The organism is Thermodesulfobacterium thermophilum DSM 1276 (assembly GCF_000421605.1).
GTDB lineage: Bacteria > Desulfobacterota > Thermodesulfobacteria > Thermodesulfobacteriales > Thermodesulfobacteriaceae > Thermodesulfobacterium > Thermodesulfobacterium thermophilum.
This window is the reverse complement of the sequence record NZ_ATXI01000019.1, coordinates 1-21,599: the sequence shown is the minus strand read 5'-3', so window position 1 is coordinate 21,599 and position 21,599 is coordinate 1. Positions and strand designations below refer to the sequence as shown.

General features: G+C 37.0%; 22 protein-coding genes and 2 pseudogenes. 15 read left to right on the top strand and 9 right to left on the bottom strand.

What is annotated here, in order from left to right; all coding sequences use genetic code 11:
• The 8 genes and pseudogenes from H529_RS0108225 to H529_RS0108190 all read right to left on the bottom strand — a co-directional run.
• Window positions 1-204: pseudogene (locus H529_RS0108225) on the bottom strand (IS256 family transposase); the annotation flags it as partial.
• 110 nt (window positions 205-314) lie between these two features.
• The gene (locus tag H529_RS0108220) at window positions 315-827 is read right to left on the bottom strand and encodes a PAS domain-containing protein (protein ID WP_022856035.1); all 513 of its coding nucleotides are present in this window, start codon (window positions 825-827) and stop codon (window positions 315-317) included.
• A complete protein-coding gene (locus H529_RS12195; RefSeq protein WP_422821910.1) occupies window positions 824-1,429 on the bottom strand; it encodes a cobalamin B12-binding domain-containing protein in 606 nt (201 codons plus the stop codon). The genes H529_RS0108220 and H529_RS12195 overlap by 4 nt, the downstream gene beginning before the upstream one ends.
• Window positions 1,430-1,441: 12 nt before the next feature.
• Complete coding sequence (locus H529_RS11320) at window positions 1,442-1,672, bottom strand: hypothetical protein (protein ID WP_028843140.1); 231 nt, start codon at window positions 1,670-1,672, stop codon at window positions 1,442-1,444.
• Window positions 1,621-1,923 (bottom strand): hypothetical protein, encoded by a 303-nt coding sequence (locus tag H529_RS0108205; protein WP_022856034.1) that lies wholly within the window; start codon window positions 1,921-1,923, stop codon window positions 1,621-1,623. Before H529_RS0108205 ends, H529_RS11320 begins: the two co-directional genes overlap by 52 nt.
• Window positions 1,920-2,789, bottom strand: coding sequence for a GGDEF domain-containing protein (locus tag H529_RS0108200; protein ID WP_022856033.1), 870 nt, complete (start codon window positions 2,787-2,789; stop codon window positions 1,920-1,922). Before H529_RS0108200 ends, H529_RS0108205 begins: the two co-directional genes overlap by 4 nt.
• A 3-nt stretch (window positions 2,790-2,792) precedes the next feature.
• Window positions 2,793-3,143, bottom strand: a complete 351-nt coding sequence (locus H529_RS0108195) for a response regulator (RefSeq protein ID WP_028843139.1) — start codon at window positions 3,141-3,143, stop codon at window positions 2,793-2,795.
• 1 nt (window position 3,144) lies between these two features.
• Entirely contained in the window at window positions 3,145-4,599 is a 1,455-nt protein-coding gene (locus H529_RS0108190) for an ATPase domain-containing protein (RefSeq protein WP_022856031.1), read from the bottom strand.
• Window positions 4,600-4,764: 165 nt separating this feature from the next.
• On the opposite strand from H529_RS0108190, the gene H529_RS0108180 reads away from it, so the two are divergent.
• The 14 genes from H529_RS0108180 to H529_RS0108115 are packed head-to-tail and all read left to right on the top strand — an operon-like array spanning window position 4,765 to window position 18,624.
• Entirely contained in the window at window positions 4,765-5,658 is an 894-nt protein-coding gene (locus H529_RS0108180; protein WP_022856029.1) for an AAA family ATPase, read from the top strand.
• Window positions 5,658-7,496 carry a hypothetical protein gene (locus H529_RS0108175; protein ID WP_022856028.1) on the top strand — a complete coding sequence of 613 codons (1,839 nt, stop codon included), beginning with the start codon at window positions 5,658-5,660 and terminating at the stop codon, window positions 7,494-7,496. The genes H529_RS0108180 and H529_RS0108175 overlap by 1 nt, the downstream gene beginning before the upstream one ends.
• Before the next feature lie 60 nt (window positions 7,497-7,556).
• Window positions 7,557-8,567, top strand: a complete 1,011-nt coding sequence (locus H529_RS0108170) for a sigma-54 interaction domain-containing protein (protein WP_022856027.1) — start codon at window positions 7,557-7,559, stop codon at window positions 8,565-8,567.
• Between the two features lie 21 nt (window positions 8,568-8,588).
• A complete protein-coding gene (locus H529_RS0108165; RefSeq protein WP_022856026.1) occupies window positions 8,589-10,451 on the top strand; it encodes a tetratricopeptide repeat protein in 1,863 nt (620 codons plus the stop codon).
• 16 nt (window positions 10,452-10,467) lie between these two features.
• Complete coding sequence (locus H529_RS0108160) at window positions 10,468-11,805, top strand: sigma-54 interaction domain-containing protein (RefSeq protein WP_051132421.1); 1,338 nt, start codon at window positions 10,468-10,470, stop codon at window positions 11,803-11,805.
• A gap of 3 nt (window positions 11,806-11,808) precedes the next feature.
• Window positions 11,809-12,207: a flagellar basal body rod protein FlgB gene (gene flgB, locus H529_RS0108155; protein WP_022856024.1), complete on the top strand. Its 399-nt coding sequence runs from the start codon at window positions 11,809-11,811 to the stop codon at window positions 12,205-12,207.
• Between the two features lie 2 nt (window positions 12,208-12,209).
• Complete coding sequence (gene flgC, locus H529_RS0108150; RefSeq protein ID WP_022856023.1) at window positions 12,210-12,629, top strand: flagellar basal body rod protein FlgC; 420 nt, start codon at window positions 12,210-12,212, stop codon at window positions 12,627-12,629.
• A gap of 20 nt (window positions 12,630-12,649) precedes the next feature.
• Window positions 12,650-12,943 carry a flagellar hook-basal body complex protein FliE gene (fliE, locus tag H529_RS0108145; RefSeq protein WP_022856022.1) on the top strand — a complete coding sequence of 98 codons (294 nt, stop codon included), beginning with the start codon at window positions 12,650-12,652 and terminating at the stop codon, window positions 12,941-12,943.
• A 26-nt stretch (window positions 12,944-12,969) separates the two neighbouring features.
• Window positions 12,970-14,532, top strand: a complete 1,563-nt coding sequence (gene fliF, locus H529_RS0108140; protein ID WP_162138252.1) for a flagellar basal-body MS-ring/collar protein FliF — start codon at window positions 12,970-12,972, stop codon at window positions 14,530-14,532.
• 6 nt (window positions 14,533-14,538) lie between these two features.
• Complete coding sequence (gene fliG, locus H529_RS0108135) at window positions 14,539-15,549, top strand: flagellar motor switch protein FliG (protein WP_022856020.1); 1,011 nt, start codon at window positions 14,539-14,541, stop codon at window positions 15,547-15,549.
• Window positions 15,542-16,306, top strand: a complete 765-nt coding sequence (locus H529_RS0108130; protein ID WP_022856019.1) for a FliH/SctL family protein — start codon at window positions 15,542-15,544, stop codon at window positions 16,304-16,306. Before fliG ends, H529_RS0108130 begins: the two co-directional genes overlap by 8 nt.
• On the top strand, window positions 16,296-17,603 hold the full coding sequence (locus H529_RS0108125; RefSeq protein WP_022856018.1) for a FliI/YscN family ATPase: 1,308 nt from the start codon (window positions 16,296-16,298) through the stop codon (window positions 17,601-17,603). The genes H529_RS0108130 and H529_RS0108125 overlap by 11 nt, the downstream gene beginning before the upstream one ends.
• A 1-nt stretch (window position 17,604) precedes the next feature.
• Complete coding sequence (locus H529_RS0108120) at window positions 17,605-18,036, top strand: hypothetical protein (RefSeq protein ID WP_022856017.1); 432 nt, start codon at window positions 17,605-17,607, stop codon at window positions 18,034-18,036.
• Window positions 18,037-18,624 (top strand): MotE family protein, encoded by a 588-nt coding sequence (locus H529_RS0108115; protein ID WP_022856016.1) that lies wholly within the window; start codon window positions 18,037-18,039, stop codon window positions 18,622-18,624.
• Between the two features lies 1 nt (window position 18,625).
• On the opposite strand, the gene H529_RS11315 is transcribed toward H529_RS0108115, so the two are convergent.
• Complete coding sequence (locus H529_RS11315) at window positions 18,626-21,049, bottom strand: diguanylate cyclase (protein ID WP_022856015.1); 2,424 nt, start codon at window positions 21,047-21,049, stop codon at window positions 18,626-18,628.
• 181 nt (window positions 21,050-21,230) lie between these two features.
• On the opposite strand from H529_RS11315, the pseudogene H529_RS10680 reads away from it, so the two are divergent.
• Window positions 21,231-21,599: pseudogene (locus tag H529_RS10680) on the top strand (hypothetical protein); the annotation flags it as partial.

Here is a 21,599-nt window from a genome sequence, read left to right as displayed (position 1 = left end):
ACCAAGGTTACCTAAGAAACAGGCAAGTTGTCTTTCATAGTAACCATTAGCTTTATTATCAATACTATCTCTAAGGAATATTTCTCTTTCTTTTTTCATGAGAGCGTTTAAGAGGAGTGCAGCAGCCATTTTGATACCCTCTTTTGATTCAATTTTTGAGATTTCACTTAAAACTTTTTCTAAATCTAAGTCTAAGTTTTTCATTTTACAGACCTCCTGGTTAGTTTAGTCTTTTAGGTTTTATGTTATCATTAATTTAAAAAATATTAAAAATTTTTATTATGCCTCTAAAATATTTTATTAAAAGACACAATTTATATTCTACTCCCAGCTCTTCTGTTTAAAATACCAGTTAAAGGGTCTGTATTCATAATTTTTCTTACTGTAGCTAATGCATTTGACAACTGAAGGTTCTTTTTTTCAAGCTCTCTTGTAATGTCAACTATTTGGTCGTTTAGTTTAGACATCTTTTCGATCAACTCACTGTAAGTAATTCGATAGTGCTCTAATATGATAAGATAAAGTTTATTACAAGAAAAAATGTAACCTCTTGATAAAATCTCAGTTTTATCAGATACGTTGAGAAGAAGGTCTATTTGAGTAAAAGAATTTTTAGGTAAAGAGATTTTTTGTTTATTTTTGGTTAAGAAATTTTTTATGTTTTGCTTAATAGGTTTTTCTCTCAGTCCAACTATTTTTAAGAACCCTTTATTACAATCTAAAATTTCCCCTTTTCTATCAATCAAAACCAGCCCTATGTTGCTCAGTTCTAAAAGGTAAAAGTTTATGGTTTCGTTGATTTTTATGAGTATATCAGAAAGATTCATAGAGTTTTAATCTTTCGAGCGACTTCTACTGCTTCTTTGGCATCTTTAGCCCAGAAGTCGGCACCGATTTTTTTATACAAATCAGGCATGAGATTGAAGGCAATGCCACCTACCATTATTTTAGGGACATAATCTCCTAAACTTTTCAATGAATCGATGATTTTTTTAGCCTTGATAAGATTGAAGGGCATGGTAACAGAAATAGCTACTAATTTAGGTTTAATTTTCTTTACTAATTTAATCAACTCTTCCTCAGGAACATTAGCCCCTAAATATAAAACATCCCAACCATCCATCTCAAGAAAGTCTGCTACCATTCTGCAACCAAGCTCATGGAATTCATTGGGTGCAGCTGTGACAATAGCCCTAAGTTTGCTTTTTTGGGTTTTAGAAAATAGAAGATAGAGGTTTGCTATAATTCTTCCTACAATAGAGGTGGCAAGATGTTCTTCTGCTACTGAGATTTTACCTTGTTCCCATAGGTTTCCAACATCATAAAGGGCAGGTTGAATTATATTTAAATAAAAGTCTTGAAGATCCTCTGGTCTTTTTACGATCTTTTTGGTAAATTTTAAAGCTTTTTCAAAATCCCCTTCTAAGATGTAATAAAGAAATTAATTTTTCTTTTCTTCCCATTCGCCTTCAAGTTTTATGGTGAAAACAGCTTCATCTTTGGATAAATCTATCATTTTTTCGTGTTTTTCAATAAGCCAATCATAGGTTTTCATTATTTCATCAGAGTTTGGTTTTGAAAGAAATTTTTTAATGGCCTCTTTCCAGGTTTCTAACTCAACTAAAAAGTAATCATAGGTAAAGCCATGGTTATGGTAGACCGGTAAACCCATGGTACCATTCTTACAAGCAGTTCAAACATCGAAAACTTAAACACATTGATCATAAAATTTACGTGATGTCTATGATTATCAAACATCAGCTGTAAAGAGTTTCCTCCGATTAAATAGAAAATGTCTTTTCTTTTAGACATCTGTGTGTTAACAAAATTGAGCATAAGATCTTTGTTTTTTTCGTAGTCTTCTGCCGCTTCTAAAGATACAGGCAACAGTTTTTCAGCTTCTTCAATAAGTTCTTTTATCATAGATTAGACAAACAACAAACTCTATTTTTTCCTTCTTTTTTGGCTTTATACATGGCATTATCTGCTATTTCTATCAAATCTTGAGGGGTCACTATATCCTTATTGATAGCTGCCACCCCACAGCTGATGGTTATAGAAAGGGTTTGGTTTGGGTTTATTTCAATTTGTTCTTTAGCTACCGCTTCTCGGATCCTTTCTGCTATTTCTATAGCTTGTTGAGCGTCTGTTTCAGCAAGTAATACAACAAATTCCTCTCCACCAAACCGAAACACTAAATCGTTTTTTCTAAGATTCTTTTTTATTATCATAACTAAAGTTTTCAATACCAAATCTCCTGTTATATGTCCGTATTGATCGTTTATTTTTTTAAAGTTGTCTATGTCAATAAAGATGATACTAAATTTCTTCTCATATCGTTTAAAATCTTCAAAGGAGTTTTCTAACATTTTATAAAAAAATCGCTTGTTGTAAGCACCAGTAAGAGGGTCTTTAACTGTCTCTTGTTCAAGGATTAGAGTATATAATCGGGTTCTTAATAAGATATAAAGTTTGGCCTTTAATTCTATTTTTTCTATAGGAATTCTGATCAAATCGTCGACGATTTCATACAACGTTTTTTCCGCAAGACTAAGGTCGTCTTTAGTAGTAAGTAGAATCACCGGTAAAAACAAGGGAAAGACCTTTTTCTTGATTTCTAAGAGCTCTTTTTGTCGTTTCTTTAGCTCAACTCCATCGATAATTATCAGGTCAAAGTTTAAATTCTTAATATCGTTTTTTTCATTGATGATAGTATATTTTGAGCTTAATTCTTTTACAAGTAAAGCATAGTTTGTTTTATTAGAAACTAAAATTAGTATCTTTTCCATAGTTCACCTTGCTAAAGATTTAATTATAGCTAAAAATTCTTTGATAACTATCGGTTTGACAATAACTCCTTTTGCACCTCTTGTTAGGCTTTCTTCGTTGATTTTGGGATTATTACAACTGGATAGAATATAAAAGGGTTTGTTTAATAGCCTTAATTTTTCGCAGTAATCCCAGATGTTATTGTCATACCCTGCTATATCAATAAAAGCTATATCAAAATAAGGGTCAATTAATATCTTATCCAGGTCTTCATATGAGGAAGCTTTGATGGTGTTATATCCTTGTTTTTGTAAAAAATCAGCCATCAACTCAAGATTTTTAATTAGTTTACTTAGTATTAAAATAGTTTTCATTTTAAGTTTCTTCGATAGAAATTGGTGCACCAGACAAAATATTTTGCATGTTTTTGAGAGGCTCTCCTACCTTTATACCATATTTGGTTATTTGAAATTCTCTTAGGGTTTTTTCGAAATCTCCCAGCCTTTTTTTAAGAACTCCTATTGCTCTCCGGAGTTCTCCTTTAATTTCCATGTATCTTAAAATGATTACATTGTCTGCAAGATAGCTTATGTCTTCTTGGGCAATTTGAAACTCTCCTGTGATTTTTTTGGTTTCTGTAGGCAGGAAAACAGTGACTCCCTGATTGTTTAAATACTTACATAAGGCATGAAGGTGGGTGGTAAGGTCAGCACCTCTAACAGAAAGTTTATAACCAGAGGTTGAATCTATCATAACTATTTTAGTTTTTCTCTTTTCTACATCTTCTTTCACTAATTGAGCAAAAGAGCAAGGAGTGTAGATTAGAGGTTCTATTTTTTTAATTTCAAGGGTGCCTTTATCTATCATACTTTTTATGGGTATGTTAGTTGAAAGAGCTCTTTCTATAATTTTCTCGACCGATTCTTCAAAAGTGTAAACCACACTTCTTTCCCCTCTCCCAGAGGCCTCTTTTATAAACTGTAGGCCAAGGGTGGTTTTACCTGTTCCTGATGGCCCTGATATGATGGTTACCGTGCCTCTTTCAATACCTCCGTAAAGAAGCTCATCAATCTCTGGTATACCAGACGAAAGCTTCTCAAAATTAATATTTACCTCCTTTTCTGTAAAAAGAAGTCTTGGAAAGACGACTATACCTCGGTTGTTTTTAATTTCATAGTAATGTTGACCTGGAAAATAATCAGATCCTCTGTATTTTTTTACTTCTAATTGCCTCCCTATTTCAGAAAAGGATAGTTCAATGATACCATCAGCTAAAAACCTTAAATCACTGTCAGGCGCCTCTGCACTTGCTTCAGCTGTAAAAAGCACTGTGGCCCCATTTTCTGTAAGAAATCTAAGAAAAGATAAGACCTGCCTTCGAAACTGGAAGACATCGGTAGCCAAATATCTAAAGTGAGTCATAGAATCAATTACCACCCTTTTAGGTTTTAAAGCTTCAACTTTCTCTTTGATAGCCTGGGTCACAGGCTCTCTTTCTACCTCCGCTGGTGAAAATATATCATAGTATTCCAGCTCTATAAAAAACTTTGAAGATGGACTTAAGTCGAGAAAATGAACATTTTCAAGCTTTAGCCCAAGTTTGCCAGCATTTTTCCTTATCTGTTCTTCTTTTTCACCTAAGGTTACAAATAAACATGGTTCCCCTTTTTTACTGCCTTCTTCAAGAAAATGTAAACAAAAGGTAGTTTTACCGTTCCCAGGACCTCCTGTGATAAGATAGGAATTATACTCTAAAAAGCCTCCGTATAAAATTTCATCTAATCCTTTTATACCTGAAGAAAGTTTTACCCCTTTGTTATGGTTCTTCATATCCAAATGCCTCCTTTTGTAAGGTCTTTTATTAAAAATTTTATTCAAAAAATACTTAAGGTCAAATCTCTTTTTAGGATCTTGACCTAAAGCAAAAAACGTTGCTTGAACGGTTAATTCGTGGTAGAATTTTTTAATATAATATCATTAGTATAGGGAATTTTTATGGAAACAGCGGTAATAGATGGTGTAACCCTTTATCTTAGCTATCCTGATGAGCTTGACATTCCAGTTTATGAAAGAAAAGGTATTTTAGACCAAATACTTGCTTGCTGGCTAACCGTAGATGAAAAGGATTTACCTCTTACCCCCAGGTTAGTAGGTAAACCAGGGGTAGGGAAGACAACCCTTGCTTATTTAGCTGCTAAAAAACTTAACAAGCCGGTCTATATTTTTCAGGCTACGGTAGACACAAGACCAGAAGACCTTATCGTTACCCCTGTTATTTCAGAGGACAAAAAGATAAGATATATGGCAAGCCCCATTGTTTCTGCGATGATTAAAGGAGGAGTGGCTATTATCGATGAAGCAAACAGGATGAGCGAAAAATCTTGGGCCTCTTTAGCCCCTCTTCTTGATAGTAGAAGGTACGTAGAGTCTGTGGTTGCAGGGATTAAGATAAAGGCTCATAAAGAATTTAGGCTCTGTGTTACGATGAACGAAGATGCCTCTACCTTTGAGCTTCCAGAATATATCCAATCAAGGCTTCAACCTCAAATTTTTATAGATTTTCCTGAAGCTGAAGAGGAAAGATATATCCTTAAAACTAACCTTCCTTGGCTGGATGAGACCACGGTAAATTATATCGTAGATTTTCTTCAGATAACCCATCAATATGGAGAGCCTTACAGCGTAAGAGATGGGGTAAACATAGGAAGGTATGTAGCTAAGAAATTGATTTTTTTAAACCAAACCTCTCCTGCTACTCAGATAGCTGTTTTAGAGGTTTTAAAAGAGGCTATTTCTCTTATTTTAGGACCACAGGCTCTGGTCTTTTTCAAAGAATTTATCGAAAAAGGTAGAAAGTTTAAAAAGCCTACTCTTTTTCCTTTAGACTGATGCTTAAGGTTGACCTAAAACAGGGGAAGTTTCCTCTTTTTCTACTACCTTTTTTCCCAGAAAATCTTGAGATTACCCAAGGGATCTCTAAGGAACTTCACCGGTTAAACCCTGAGGCTGTAGCTTTAGTCCTTCCACCTTTTATCAAAGAAAAATGGCTGTCTGCCGTAAAAATCCTTCCTACCATTACTACCTTAGAAATTAACTACCAGGACGGAAGCTTAGAGTACCTTATAGTTTCCCCGTTATGTCCTTTGGTTGAAGCTACCCGCTATGCTTTAGAGTATAAAAAAGACCTTTTTTTTATAGATTTACCCTGCAAAGAAGAAGGCTCTGTTGAGATAGATAAATTTCTTTCTCCCTATTTTTTGCCTGCGATGGGTTATCAGACTTATACCCAAACTCTTATTTCTGGTTGGGGTAATCAGGGAGTAATCCCTGAGGTTACGGTTAAAGAGCGTTATATAGCCAATAAAGTGGCTCAACTTGCAAAAGAAGGCTTGGTTGCTGTGGTTTTGCCTTATGCCTTTGTTTTAGGGGTGTTAAAGGCTTTAGAAAATCCGGACAACCTGTGTTTTTTCCCACAAAAACAGCATGTAGAAATAAATCTTTATCGTTTACATATCCAAAGTATAAGAGAAATACTATCTGAGCCAGGGTTTTTCCAACAGTTTTACGAAGAAAACCGGGAACGTGTCGCAGAAGCCCCATCTTTTTGGATAGAAAGAGTTTTTCTTTGGGAAGAGGTTTTAAAAAAGGCCATAACTAAGTTTAAAGACGAAACCGGAACTGAGTTTTCTCCTAAAGATTTAAAGGTATTGGGCCAGTTTCTTAGAAACTATCTTTTAATTAAAGGGGCTTTTTTCCCTGAGCTTCTTGATTTGATCGTTGCGGCAAGAGGGGTAGGAGGAGACGAGTTTGCCTTTTGGGTCTGGGAGATAGCAACAGCTTATGAATTAAAAAAAGAAGGTATAGCTTATCCTGAGATCAAGCTTTCTCCTGAAGAGTTAAACCTGCCTGTTAAAAGGCTCAGGTTGTTTAGAAAGATAAGAAGTATAAGGGCAGGACTTAGGTTTTTAAAAAAGTTTGCTTCTCGAGAAGAAAGAAAGACCTTTGCTCAAAAATTTTCTGGTAAAACCATCTGTTCTTTTCCACCAGAAGACATAGTGGTTGAAACCTTTGGTAAAAAAGCCTCAGAAAAAGGGCTTAAAGTCATCACAGAAAACCTAAGAAAAATAGAACCTTTTATCTCTTCTCTTAAAGATGGGCTTGACATACGGGAAACCATCAGAAACTGGTTTTTTAAAGAAACCATCTATATAAAAGAAGACCCACAGACCAATGCCAAGATAGGTTCCCTGGTGATCATCTTTGAAGAAGACCCAGACCCTGTTTCAGGAGAAGAAAAGTATCCTTGGAATTTTACCTGGCATGGAGAGCACCATCAGGAGTCTGACATGGCCTTTTATGCTACAGACCCTAAAGAAAAGGTGATAGGTCCAGGAATAGCCAGGGCTAAATATGGAGGTTTTATGTTGACTTACCCCCCAAAAAGGGTTTATGACATCTGGTCAGACCCTCTTTTTTCTCTTGCAGAAAATAAGGCAGAAAGGTTGCTTTTAGCTGCGATAGACTATAGCCTTGAGAAGTATGTTCTTTATATAGCCAAAAAACCTCCTTCAACCTTTGCCAAAAACTGGGCTTACAGACAGGGGAAAAAAGTAATTTTCCTCCCTATAGGGTCTTTTTCTAAAAACCTTTTAGAAAAGATTAGGATCTTTCATGTGCTTGAAGGAGCTCATGTGAGAAAATATGCCCATAAGTTTATCGACAAATAACACCTAAAAATTTTTTCAAAAATTTGACATATATGTCAAAAACATGATATAATATTTTTCATGAGTTATTTGATAGAAACTCACAATCCGGTGATGAAAGAAGTCTATCAGTTGGCCAAAAAGGTAGCGCCTTCAAGTAGTACTGTCCTTATTTTAGGAGAGTCAGGCACAGGAAAGGAGGTTCTGGCTAAATACATACATTTTAACAGCAAGCGTCAGGGGCCCTTTGTAGCGATTAATTGTGCTGCCATCCCAGAAGAGTTGCTTGAGGCTGAACTTTTTGGCTATGAAAAAGGGGCTTTTACCGGTGCTATCAAGACCAAACCTGGTAAGTTTGAAATAGCTAACAAAGGGACGCTATTTCTTGATGAAATAGGTGATTTAAGCGCAAAACTTCAGGCAAAACTCTTAAGGGTACTTCAGGAAAGACAAGTAGAAAGGTTAGGGGCAGAACAGCCTATCAAGGTAGACGTAAGGATTATCGCTGCAACCAACAAGGATTTAGAAAAAGAGGTAGAAGCTGGTAGGTTTAGAGAAGATTTGTTTTATAGGTTAAACGTTATCCCTATAAAAATACCTCCTCTCAGAAAAAGAAAAGAAGATATAGTTCTTTTAGCTAATTTTTTTCTTAAAAAAGTGTGTGAAAGAGAAGGAGTGCCGTTAAAAAGATTGTCTGAAAAGCCTGTCCAGAGACTTTTAGATTATAGATGGCCAGGCAACGTAAGAGAGCTTGAAAATCTGGTAGAAAGACTGGTAATTTTAACTGATAAAGAGATTATAGAACCTGAAGACCTCTCTTATCCTTTTGGGAGTTCTCTAACTTCTGGGGAGAGTGAGGTTGTCAGAACCCCTGTGTCCTTATCTCCCATCTCTTCAAACCAAGAGGGCTTAAGCTTGCCTGACCTTACCGAAGAAGGGATTGATTTGACCAGCCTTATCAAAGAAATAGAGGTTTTTTACCTGAAAAAAGCCTTAGAAAAGGCTTCAGGGGTAAAAACTAAAGCTGCTAAGCTCCTTAAGCTCAACCGAACTACCTTTATAGAAAAACTTAAAAAATATAACTTGGTATAAGTTTTGCTATATAATTAAAGGATGTCTAAGGGGTTAAAACTTGTCGGCTTTTTGTTGTTTTTAGTTTTGCTTTGTTTTGTACCTATAGTGTTTTCTCAACCTGAAAAGACCTCAAATGCAACCAATCAAACCCTTTTGTTTAATTTTACCCTTCCTTATCAGCAAAAGGGAGAGGAGTTATTGCAAGAGATAAAAAATGCCTATGCGAGGAAAGAGTATGAAAGGGTGGTTTTTCTTGCTAAAAAAATGCCTAAGCTTTTTTCTTTAAGACCAGAGGAAAATTTGCTTATTGCAGAGAGTGCATTAAAGGAGGGTTTTTTACAGGAGGCTGTAGATTATGCTCAACGGGTAGCTTCTGTGACTAAAGGGCGAAGTGAGGCCTGCAGGGCTGATCTTATTAGGTTTAAAGCCATGTTTTTGCTGGGTAGAGGCTCTATGATAGCCAAAGAAGTTAAGGAGTTTCTCGATTCCTACTGTGATGAGGCTCAAAAAAAAGAGGCTAAGGTACTTCTTTATCATTTTAAGCTTTTACCTGAAAAAGAGCTAAAAGAAGTTTCATCTCAAGAGATAAAAAAAATTATAAGAGAGATCTACAAAACTCAGGTAGTTTATCTTTTGCGTCAAGGGAAGGTGGATGAAGCAAGGGCAAAGGTTTTTTATTACATAAACGTTTATGGAACACCAGAAGAGACCCCAGACCTCGTTTTAAAACTTGCTGAAGCCTACTTTAAAAAGGGCGAAAGAGAAAAGGCCAAAAATTTGTATCAGCTTATCATCACCCTTTGGGATAAAGGTATCCCCGGTTTAATATCCAAGTTCAGGCTTTATCAGATAGCCTACGAAAAGGAACTTATTAAGGAACTTTTACCCAAACAAACCAAAGAGGATTTACTCTCCTTTGCTGCTCAGATAAAGGCTAAGATGGCTAAAACCCCTTTGGCTGAAGAGGCCCATTTAGTAGAAATAAGAGTCCTTGCAGACCTAAAAAATTATACACTTTTAAGAAAAAGTTCTTTAGAGTTTTTAAAAACTTTTCCCGAAAGCTCAAATCTAAAGGAAGTAACCCAGTTTTACTGCACTTCGATTTCTGAGCTTTTTAAGGAAGGGATTAAGGCTCAACGTATCGCCGAGGTTTTATCTCTGGAAAAGGAAGATAGCGAGTACTTAAACCAAGCCAAATGTGGACAACCTTATTACCTCTTAGGTGACATGTTTTTCGAATACAAACTTTTTACCAAGGCCACCTTAGAGTATATCAAGGCTTTCGAAATCGGTGTTCCCTCTGAACTAAAACCTTCTTTACTTTTAAATTTGAGCTTTACCGCTATAGAGACAGGTGAGATAGATACGTTTTCTTCGATTTTTGGGTACCTAATTTCAAGCTACCAAGAAAAAAGTTTAACCAGCTATCCTTTTTATTTTTATCTAAGGACTTTATATGAAATCAAAAGAAATTTAGGTCAGGCAGAAAAATACCTTTCTCAAGCGCTCTCTTCTAATCTATCAGAGTTTTATAAAAAAAACCTACTTGGGTTTATGTTTTTACAGGCTATTAACAACAAACAGTATGCAAAGGCATGGGCATACCTTCAAAACCCTTATTTTCAACCAGAGCTTAAGGATTATCTAATTCTCCTTTTAGAAACCTTGGGTAAAGATAACATAACCTTTGAAAGAGCTTTGGAGGTAGCTAAACAAAGGTTTCCTAAGGAACCTAAAATAACCTTGATAGAGATATATTACTTGGAGAAAAAAGGAAAGGTAGGAACGGCAGATAAACTATGGGAAAGGTTAGCTGAAGCTTCTGATTTAGAAAAAGAACTTGCTGAGGTTTATAAAAAAAACAAAGAACTGGTAGAAAAGGCCCAAAAACTGGTTTTTTAGGATAAAGATGAAGGGAATGGTTGTTTTAATCGGTAAAGGCGTAGAGGTAAAACTTTTAAAAGACCTTTTAACAGAAAGAGGGATAGAAACTATCTTGTTTTCTCAAGAAGAAATATTTCCCAAGGTAGACCCAAACAACATAGATGTTTTGGTCTATGAATTAGAGTATGAACAGACAAAAAACTTAGAGGTGTTAAACAGACTTTTTAAACAAGGTTTCAAAAACATCGTCTTTTTAGCAGAAAAGGCAGACTTAGAGGATGCCGTTGAATTTGTAAAGCATGGCGCTTATGATTTTAAGCTTCTTTCTACCCCTCTTGAACTGATAGAAAAAACCGTGCTTTTTGCTTTAGAAGATAAAAGAATCTTGTGGCAAGAAGAAACCTTCCTTACAAAAAACCCTTACATGTTAGACATTTTAAAAAAGCTTGAAGTAGTAGCCCAAAGTAAAGCTCCTGTTCTTTTGTTAGGGGAATCTGGTACAGGAAAAGAACTTCTTGCTAAGTATATACATCAAAAAAGCCCACGAAGGTTTGGGCCTTTTATCGCTATCAACTGTGCTGCCCTTCCAGAAACCCTTCTTGAGTCAGAACTGTTTGGCTATGAAAAAGGAGCTTTTTCAGGGGCTAATTTTAGAAAAAAAGGTAAGATAGAATTGGCAGAAGGAGGCACCCTTTTTTTAGACGAAATAGCTGAAATGCATCCTTCCCTTCAAAGTAAACTGCTCAGGGTTTTGCAAGAAGGTGAGGTTGATAGACTTGGGGGATACCATCCTATTAAGGTAGATGTTAGGTTTTTAGCGGCAACCAACAGAGACATAGAAAAGGAGGTCAAGGAAGGGAGGTTTAGGTCAGACCTGTTTTATAGATTAAACGTCATAACCGTCAAAATTCCTCCGTTAAGAGAAAGAAAGGAAGACGTCAAATTTTTGTCAAAATTTTTTCTGGAAAATTTTTCCCGTATGTACAAAAAGAGTTTACAGGGTTTTTCTGAGGAGGCTCAAAGGTTTTTGATGGATTATTCTTTTCCTGGGAACGTAAGAGAGTTAAAGAACATGATAGAAAGGGCGGTGCTTACCTGTGAAGGAGGTTTGATAGAGGTTAAACATCTGATAGATCCTTTTTCTCAGCATGAAAGTTTAGCCCGTAATTTAGGCATAAATTTTGATAATAAACAGACAGAGCCAGAGGTAAAACCTTTAGAGGTACTTGAGAAAGAGGCTATCATGAAGGCTTTAGAGGTAGCTAAAGGTAATAAAACTAAGGCAGCTGAGCTTTTAGGAATTACGGTTAGGACCCTAAGAAACAAGTTAAAACAATATGAAAACGAAAAAGGTTTCGAACGGAGGTTTTAAGGAATGTGGGGCTTATTTGAAAAGACTTTTAACACGGTAAGATTAGCTCTAAATTTAAGGGCTAAGAGACATAGCTTGCTTGCCTCAAACATAGCCAATGTTGATACCCCCGGTTATCAGAGAAGGGACTTACCCTTTGAAAAGATTATGAAGACCTATCTTTCAAACGAACCTAACCTTAAAACCACCAGGCCTAAACATCTTACCGGAAAAGAATCACTTGTCAAAAATTTGACAGAAACTTCAGAGAGATGGCAAACCTTAGGTACTCCTAACAACGTGAGCTTGGAAGAGGAGATAAGTGCTCTTACAGAGAATCAGTTGATGTATGAAGCTACGTTGCAGGCTTTAGCCAAGGAGTTAGAAAGGTTAAAAGAGGCTATTACCGAGGGAGGTAAATAAGGATGAGGCTTTTAGATGTTTCTAAGGTTGTTGCAAGTGGGCTTTTTGCACAAAGAACCAGGTTAAACGTAGCAGCTACCAACATTGCTAACGCTCAAGTTACGCGCACCTTAGAAGGAGGTCCTTATAAGGCCAAAAATGTAGTTTTAAAGGCTGTCCCTTTTAATCCAAAGGATTCAAAGGAGAGTCCGTTAAGGCTGGTAAAAGTAGAAAAGATAGAGGATAGCAAAGCTCCTTTTAAGGAGGTTTACGACCCAGGACATCCAGATGCAGATTCAAGGGGAATTGTTAAATATCCTAACGTAGATGTGATTACCGAGATGGTTGAGCTTCTTTCTGCAGGCAGGGCTTATGAGGCTAATCTTTCTGTGTTGTCTACCTCTAAAAGTATGACCCAGAGAACTTTAGAGCTTTTAAAATAAAATGGAGGTGAAATAAACCTATGAAGGTTAATCCCTCGTTGTTAGGTAACTATCAAAAGGTTGATAACCTTATTCAGAAGGATAAGGTAGAAGGCCTAAGTTTTAAAGATTTTTTGATGGACAAATTAAAAGAGGTGGATGATTCTCAGAAAAAGGCTCTGGCTGCTATCGAGGCTTTGGCCAAAGGAGAAGATATAGACCTTTCTGATGTAGCTTTAAGTATTTCCAAGGCTGATACCAATTTTAAACTTCTTTTGAGAATAAGGAATAAGGTGCTTGAGGCTTATCAAGAAATCATGAGGATGCAAATCTAACGTCTTAGGGGAAGTTTGGTATGGCTATGCCGAATCTTAGGGAGTTGCCAGCTCAACTAAAGGATTTTTGGACAAGGTTAGATAACCGAAAACGCTTTATGTTGATAGGGGGTAGCTTAGGGCTTACCCTACTTTTGGTTTTAGGGGTTTGGTTTATTTCTAAACCAAGTTGGGGTTTACTTTACCGGGGGATGGATGAAGTTACCAATCATCAGATTATTCAATATTTAAAGGAACAGAAGATTCCCTACAAGGTTGACCCAGATGGAAGTATTTACGTTCCTAAGGATAAAGTGCCTGAGCTTCGTATGGAGATAGCAGGAAAAGGGCTGGTAGGTGGGTATCGAGGTCCAGGGTTTGAGCTTTTCGATAAAGAACAGATGGGTCTTACTGAGTTTCAGGAAAAGGTGAACTACCAGCGAGCTTTAGAGGGTGAGCTGGCAAGAAGTATTCAAGGAATAAAAGGGATAAAGTCAGTCAGAGTCCACTTAGCTATGCCTAAGGAAAGCCTTTTTATCGAGGAAGAAAAACCTCCTAAGGCCTCGGTTTTGATAGAACTTCTTCCTGGATATGAACTTACTCCCAGTCAAATAAGAGGCATCATCAATTTTGTAAGTGGGGCAGTTCCTAAGCTTGACCCAAAGAATGTAACCATCGTAGATGCCACCACCGGGAAAAGCATCAAACTGCCTTCTGAAGAAGAGGAGTTTACCACCACTCAGCTTGCTTACAAAAAAAAGATAGAAGAGGAGTTTAAGACCAAGATAGAAGACATGTTAGAAAAGGCTTTAGGTCCGGGTAAAGTGGTAGCTCAGGTTGCGGTAGATCTTTCTTTTGATAAGGAAAAGCTGTTAGAAGAGACCTACGACCCAGAAGGTACCGCGGTGGTTTCTGAAGAGGCAGAAGAAGAGCAAAAGACCTCCAGGGGCCCTGCTGAAGGAGGGGTGGCAGGGGTTAAAGGAACTCTGGAACAAAAGTTTGAGGCAACCTCCCCAGAGCAAAGCCAGGGAGAAACTTATTCTAAGAAGAGGATGGTTAGAAACTATGAGGTCAGTAAAAAGGTAAGAAACCTTGAAATTTCGCCAGGAGGTATTAAAAAAATAAGTGTAGCGGTGTTGGTTGACAAGTCAGTCCTTCCAGATAACTCTACAGAAAAGGTGGTATGGTTGGAAAATTTGGTAAAAGGTGCTATTGGATATAATCCAGATAGAGGAGATGAGGTTAAGGTTGAGGCTAAAGAATTTTCAAAACCACCGGTGGTGAAACCTGGGATGATGGATTATGTAGGTAAATTTTATAAACCTTTATTGTTGATTTTAGGTTTGATAGTGCTTTATCTTCTGGTGATACGACCATTGCTAAAGAGTATCGCTCCTAAGCCTGCACCAGCTCCAGGTATAGAACCAGTTGCAGAGGCTGTTCCTCCTACTTTAGAAGCTAAGGTTGCTGAAGAGGAGGGGCCTTTACCACAGGAGATAGCCTTAGGTATTATACACAGTCAACCTGAAAAGGCTGCTATGTTGGTTAAAAAATGGCTTTTAGAAGAAAGTTTAGAAGAAAGAAAGAAGGCTTTGGCAGAGGCTGGGTAATAGGTTATGGCTAAAATAAACCCTGATAAGCTTACAGGTCCTCAAAAGGCAGCTATTTTTCTCATGTTGATGGGAGATGAGTTTACCTCTCAGGTTTATAAATATTTAGACGAAGACGACATAAAACGTATCGGTATAGAGATGGCAAGGATTGAGTACATCCCTGCTGAAGCAGTAAAAAAAGTACTTGAAGAGGCTAATATCGAAGCTAAGGAAATGTTAGGAGATGTGACCATTTCTCCTGAAGATTTTTTGAAACAGTCACTTATCAGGGCTTATGGTGAAAAAGGAAAAGAAATTTTTGAAGAAATTAAAAAGGAGATAGGGCCAGAAACCTTTAAGAAACTTAAAAAGCTTGACCCTAAAACTATAGCGAGTTTTTTATCAAACGAACATCCTCAGACTGTTGCCATAATTTTGGTTCACTTAGACTCAGAACTCTCAGGACAGGTTTTACAGTTTCTACCTGACAAGCTTAGGGCTGAAGTACTTTTAAGAATAGCGCTTTTAAACAAGGTAGACCCAGAGATCGTTAAAGAGATAAGTGATGCCTTAGAAAGTGAACTTCAGAGTGTGGGAGGAGCTTTGGGTAAAAAAATCGGAGGACCAGAAAAAGCAGCAGAGGTTCTTTCACATGCAGGAAGAGAACTGGAAGATGAAATCTTAAGTGAGATAGAAGACGAAAACCCAGCCTTAGCAGAAGAAATCAGAAAATATCTGTTTACGTTCGAAGACTTTCTCAACGTGGACGACTTTGCTATTCAAACCTTGCTTAGAGAGATTTCTACTGATGATTTGAAATTGGCTTTAAAAGGGGCTTCACCTGAGATCAGAGAAAAGTTCTTCCGGAACATGAGTAAACGAGCAGCAGACCTTATGAAAGAAGAGCTTGAAATGATGGGTCCTGTAAGGATTAGTGAAGTAGAAAAGGCTCAGCAAAACATCATCAGGGTGGCTAAAAAGTTAGAGCAAGAAGGTAAGATCATCCTTAGTAAAGGTGAGGAGGAGTTTGTCTAAGGTACTGAAGAGTCATAAAATTTCTTGTTTTGAACTTTTAACTCCAGATCTAACTCCCTCAGAAGAGGAAAGCTTTAAATCTATCCTTAGAGAACAGGAAGAAACCAACAAAGATTCTAACAAAAAAGCCTCTACTGTTTCTCCAGAAGAGTTGTTAGAACAAAGGCTTAAAGAGGCTTATGAAAAGGGATATCAGCAGGGATTTGAGTTGGGGAAAACTGAGGGGTTCCAGGCAGGGTATCATGAGGGATTAACCAGAGGATACGAAGAAGGAAAGGTAAAGGTTGAAGAAGAGCTAAAGACTAAATATCAAGAGTTAGAGGAAGCTCTAAAAAGGGAATTTCAGCTTAAGTTGGAAGAAGTTTCCGAATTTTTAAAAAATTTAGCGAAAGAGGCCCAAACTCTTGTTTTAAACCTGGATAAAGAGGTTTTAACCTTAGCGTTAAAGATTGCTCAAAAGATGGTTTTAAAAGAAATAACCATGGAAAAAGAAACCACCCTTAACTTGATAAAAGAGGCTTTAAATTATATAGCTGAAGGAATAGAAATTACCCTAAAGGTTAACCCTGAGGAGTTTGTTTTTATAAAGGAAAATCTTCCTCAGTTAGTTGGTCTTTCCTCGAAAATCAATCTTATCGCTGATCCTAATATTTCTAAGGGAGGGGTTTTTATAGAAACTGCTTTAGGTGTGGTTGATGCCACCTTAGAAAAGAGATGGGAAAGGCTTTTAGAGGAGCTTTTTAAGGATGAGGGTTAAAGATTTAGAGGTTTATTTAAAAAGGTTAGATAATATTCTACCTTTTGAGGTTTATGGCTATGTTACCAAGGTGTTAGGGTTGACTGTAGAAAGTACAGGGCCTTTTTTAAAGGTAGGAGACCTTTGTAAGGTTGAAGGCCAGGAAAAGAGAGTTTTGGCTGAGGTAGTAGGTTTTAACGATAATCGTTTTATCCTTACAGCCTTAGGAGAGTTAAAGGGGATAGAGGTTGGGGCTAAGGTTTATCCCTTAGGGTCTTCTTATGCCCCGGTAGGAGAAAAATTTTTAGGAAGGATAGTTAATGCCTTAGGAGAACCTTTAGACCAGGGTCTATCTCCAAAGGCTTCAGACTTATATCCTCTTTATGGAGAACCTTTAAAACCTCTGGAAAGAGCTCCTATAAAAGAGATTTTAGACGTAGGGGTAAAAGCTATAAATGCCCTTTTGACGATAGGAAGGGGCCAGAGGATGGCTATCATGGCAGGCTCTGGGGTTGGAAAAAGTACTTTGCTTGGGATGATCGCCAGATATACAGAGGCTGATGTTAACGTGATAGCCTTGATAGGAGAGAGAGGACGTGAGGTAAGAGAGTTTATCGAAAGGGACTTGAGGGAGAGTATTAAAAAATCGGTGGTGGTTGTGGCTACTTCTGATGAGGCTCCTTCTATGAGGATAAGGGCAGCTTATTATGCTATGAGTTTGGCTGAATATTTTAGAGATAAAGGTTTAAGGGTACTTTTGCTTATGGATTCCCTTACCAGATTTTGTATGGCAGGAAGAGAAATAGGATTAGCCTCAGGAGAACCTCCTACTGCCAGAGGTTATACCCCTTCTGTGTTTGCCATGCTTCCTAAGGTGCTTGAAAGGGCAGGAGCTAAGGTTGGGGGAGGAGACATCACCGCTATCTATACCGTGCTGGTTGAAGGAGATGATTTTAACGACCCGATCGCAGATGCAGTTAGAAGTATCGTAGATGGTCATATTGTCCTTTCCAGAGATCTTGCCCATGAAGGGCATTATCCTCCGATAGATGTCCTTGCCAGCATAAGCAGGTTGATGAAGGACATCGTCCCCAAAGAACATTTAGAATTGGCCTATCAAACCATTTCTGTGCTTGCTACCTATAAAAAAGCCGAAGACTTGATTAACATAGGTGCCTATGTAAAAGGTTCTAACCCTGAAATAGATAGGGCTTTATCTTTGATAAAACCTTTAAAAGAATTTTTGAGACAAAACTTGGACGAAAAGTATGATTTAGGTACTTCTCTAACACTTCTCAAGAATGTTTTAGCAGGATAAAATGAAAAATAAACTCAAGGTTTTCAAGACCTTAGCTTGGTATAAGGAGCTAAAGGAAGAACAAGCTAAAGCTAAGATGTTACAGGCTAAACAGGTTTATCAAAGCCTTTTGGCAGAAAAAGAAAAAATGATAAAGGAAAAAGAAGAAGATTTTAAAGATTTACAGACAGAAAAGGTCTTAACAGCAGAAGAATTAAAAGCCTACTTAGAAAGGTTAGAAGTTTTTTTTTCGGAAAAAGAACAGTTAGAAAAAAAGATAGAAGCTCAAAAAAGGGAGTTAGACTTACTTTTAGAGGAGTTGAGGCAAACCCATCAAGAAAAAAGGGTAGCTGAGGTTTTAAGGGATAAAACTTACAGACTTTTTTATGAAGAAAGTTTAAAAAATTTTTATCGGCAGATGGATGATCTTATGATGCTTAAAAGAGGAAAGTAGATGAAAAATAAGTTTGAGGAAATTCTAAAGAAAGGGTTAAGACCTTTAGAAAGCATGAGGTTTCTTACCAGAACTAAAAATCTTTTTTTGTTTTTGTTTGGTTTAGGGATTTTTAAGTTGTTTTTAGCTTTACTGATTTTTGGGGTGCATGTTTATGAATTAAGTGCAAAGGAAGAGAAATTACCCGCAGGTTGTCCTCCTGATTTTGCAGATTTTCTACAGGTAGAAAGGCAAAGGCTTAGTGATAAAGAAAAGGAGTTAAGGTTAAAACAAGAGGAATTGAAACTTTTAGAAGCCCGTATTCAGGAGCAACTAACCTCTTTAAAAGAGTTAGAGGCTTCAGTAGAAGAAAAACTAAACAGGATCCAGGCAGTCCAGGATGAAAGGACCAAACTTTTAGTCAGGGCTATTTCTGAGATGAAACCTTCTAAAGCTGCAGACATGTTGATAAACATGGACAAGGATATGGCTGTTAAAATCCTTTCACAGCTGAAAAGCTCCCAGGTAGCAAGTATTTTAAGCGCTATGCCTCCAGATAAAGCAGCCTCCATTTCAGAAAGCCTCTCAGGTAAGGAAGGTGAAGAATAGATTATTCAAAGACTACCAAATTTTTCCCCAGATTTTTAGCTTTGTAAAGCCTTTGATCTGCTATTTTGTATAGATCATCCAAGTTATCTGTGTCTTCAGGTAGGCTTGCTACGCCAAAACTTGCGGTGATGTTTATGGTATTATCGTCTAAATTGATAGGTGTCCCCTCGATGATAAGTCTAAGTCTTTCAGCCAGTCTACGGGCTTCATCCTTATCGGTGTGAGGTAGGATGATCATAAATTCTTCCCCTCCCCAGCGGCCAAGTAAGTCCATCTCCCTTGTGTTATTTTTAAGTATGTTAGCTATTTGTTTTAATACGAGGTCTCCGTTAAAATGTCCAAACCTGTCGTTTACAGCCTTAAAGTTGTCAAGGTCTACGAGAACGATAGAAAAGGTTCCCCCTTTCCTTTTCCATATACTGAATTCTTTTCTTAATACTTCTTGCAGAAAAAGTCGGTTATAAACCTTGGTAAGGTAGTCGGTATGGGATAACTCTTTTAGTTTGTTGATAAGATAGAGGTTAAAAAAGTAAAAAGAAAAGTTGCTGAGCATCTTTTTGATGTTTTCTTTTTCAAGGTCATTTAAAGGCATCTTTCTTATAAGGCTAAAAACCCCTACCACCCTTCCTTCTAAAATCAAAGGATAACAAAAGAAGTCTAAATCTTTTTCAGCTTTGACCTTTGGACAAAGTATCTCTGTTTTTTCTATCAAAATACCATGGCTGTAAGCTTTACATTCGTTAGCCTTATTCTCTATGCAACCTTTCCACAGATCTTGGTCTCCTTCTACATAGGTTGAAAGGATCTCCCCTGTTTCTGGAGAGATTTCCAAAAATTGAAGGGTGTCTATAAAGTTTAAGAGATATTTAGAGAGAACAGAAAGGGCTTCTTTCTGAGATTTACAAAGGGTTAATTCTTTGTTAAGGGTTTCAAGTTGATAGATTGGTTTTAACTTGCTTGAGATCACAACATAAGGTTTGTCAAGGATCAACCTAAAGGCATAGGTTTCTACCGGTATTTTCTCTCTGTTTTTAGTAAGATAAAGCCTTTCTCCTTTTATTTCTTTTCCTTCGTTGGCTACCATCCGCAGGTTGGTTTTTATTTGTTGATATGGCAGATAGACGATGTCATAGATGGTTTTATAAGCCATCTCTTTTTGGTCATAATCAAGACAGGATAACACTGTATGGTTATAAAACTTAAAGGTTCCATCTTCAGGGTCTACCACCAAAATTAAACTGTCGATAGAGTTGATCAGTTTTTGGATAAACTCTGCATGGGATTTTAATTCGGTTAAATACCGATGGTTATGGGTGATATCTCTTAAAACAAGATGGATTTTACCTCCCCCTTCGAGGTGAAGTTTAAGGTATGAGCCTGAAACCTCAAAAATATGTCCGTTTAAACTTTTTATAGTTTCTTTATGGACTTTGTTAAGTTTTTTTATTTTGCCGAATACACGGTACCAGTCTTCTTGGTCAAAAATCTCAAGTACACTTTTTTCGTCTATCGTTTTCCCAAAAATTTCGTGAGCTTTAGCATTTCCCCAGTATATTACCTGTTCATAACCTAAGTCTAAGATTTCAAGCGCTATTTCAGGGAGTATATAGAGTAAGTCTTTGGCTTGTCTGAACTTATTTTCCATATAAGAGGCATAGGTTTCTTTAGCCATACCTAATAAATCTCGAGTCGAAATGATCCCTACAGCCCTTCCCTCTTCATCAACGATTACTAAGTGGTTGACCTTAAGATTTTTGAACTTAAGTTTTATTTGTGAAATAGGGTCGCTTTTAGAGGCTGTGTAGACCTCTTTTAAGGCTACGTTGCCAATTTTTTCGGAAAGATTGCTCAACTCCAGTTTAAAGATGAAATCTTTTTCAGTAAGTATTCCTACAGGTTTTTTGTTTTCATCAACTATAGGCACAGCCCCTATGTTCTTTTCTACCATCAAACTTAAGGCTTCCTGTAAAGTACAATCGGGATTGAGATAATAAAGAGATTTGTTTTTAGTAAAATGGGCTGCGGTGATTTCTTTTTTGAAAAGCTCTGGGTCTAAAATTTCAAAGATATCTTTGTGGGTTATTATCCCTCGATAGTTTCCCTTTTGGTCTACCACTATCAGCCTTCTTATACCATACTCTATCATGATGGTAAGGGCTACTGCTAACGGACGGTCTTCACGTATTTTTACCAGATTTTTTTGTGCAAAGTTTCTGACCTTTTCATTTAAGGGAATACCTGCTACTAAACATTTTATCAGGTCTCTTTCTGTAAAGATCCCTGTGGGAAAATGGTTCTCTAAAAGGACCACAAAGGTCTCTCCTGTCTGTTTCATCTTTTCTATGACTTCTTGAAAGGTAGTATTTCCGGTGATGGTTAGAGCAGGTTTAGGGATTAAACATGCCAAAAGTTCGGTAAAGACCATAGATAACCCCTAATTTAGGGTTTGATTAAAATTTAAATTATACCTAAAAATAAAAAAACAAGCAAGATTTCGCATTAGATCATAAAAATGTCCCTGAAATAAGGATTGTTAGATCAAAAATTCTGTCCCTGAAATTAAAATTCCTCCTTGTTACCACCTTTAATGGGCAGGGAGGAAAAGAATGATTACAGAAAAGGAGTTTCAAATGAAGTTACTTGAAAAATTAGCCCCTCAATACAAACAAGCTAAATCAAAAAAATTAAAGTCTCAAATACTATCACAATTTTGTGAACTCACCCAACTATCAAGAGAAGCCGCTAAAAAGCGTTTCCAAAGGTATTTCAAAAGGCGTTCTACCTATTTTTCACCCAAAAAAGGACGTCCTCCAAAATACCATATTCTTCACCAGAAAATCGTTAAAATCTGCTGGGAAATCCTTCTTTGCCCCTGTGCCGAAAGACTTCACCCTGTTCTTTCATCAACCATTGATATTCTACTCAAAGAAGGACTTTTAAAACACTATTCCACCAATGTTATCAACGAAACTAAA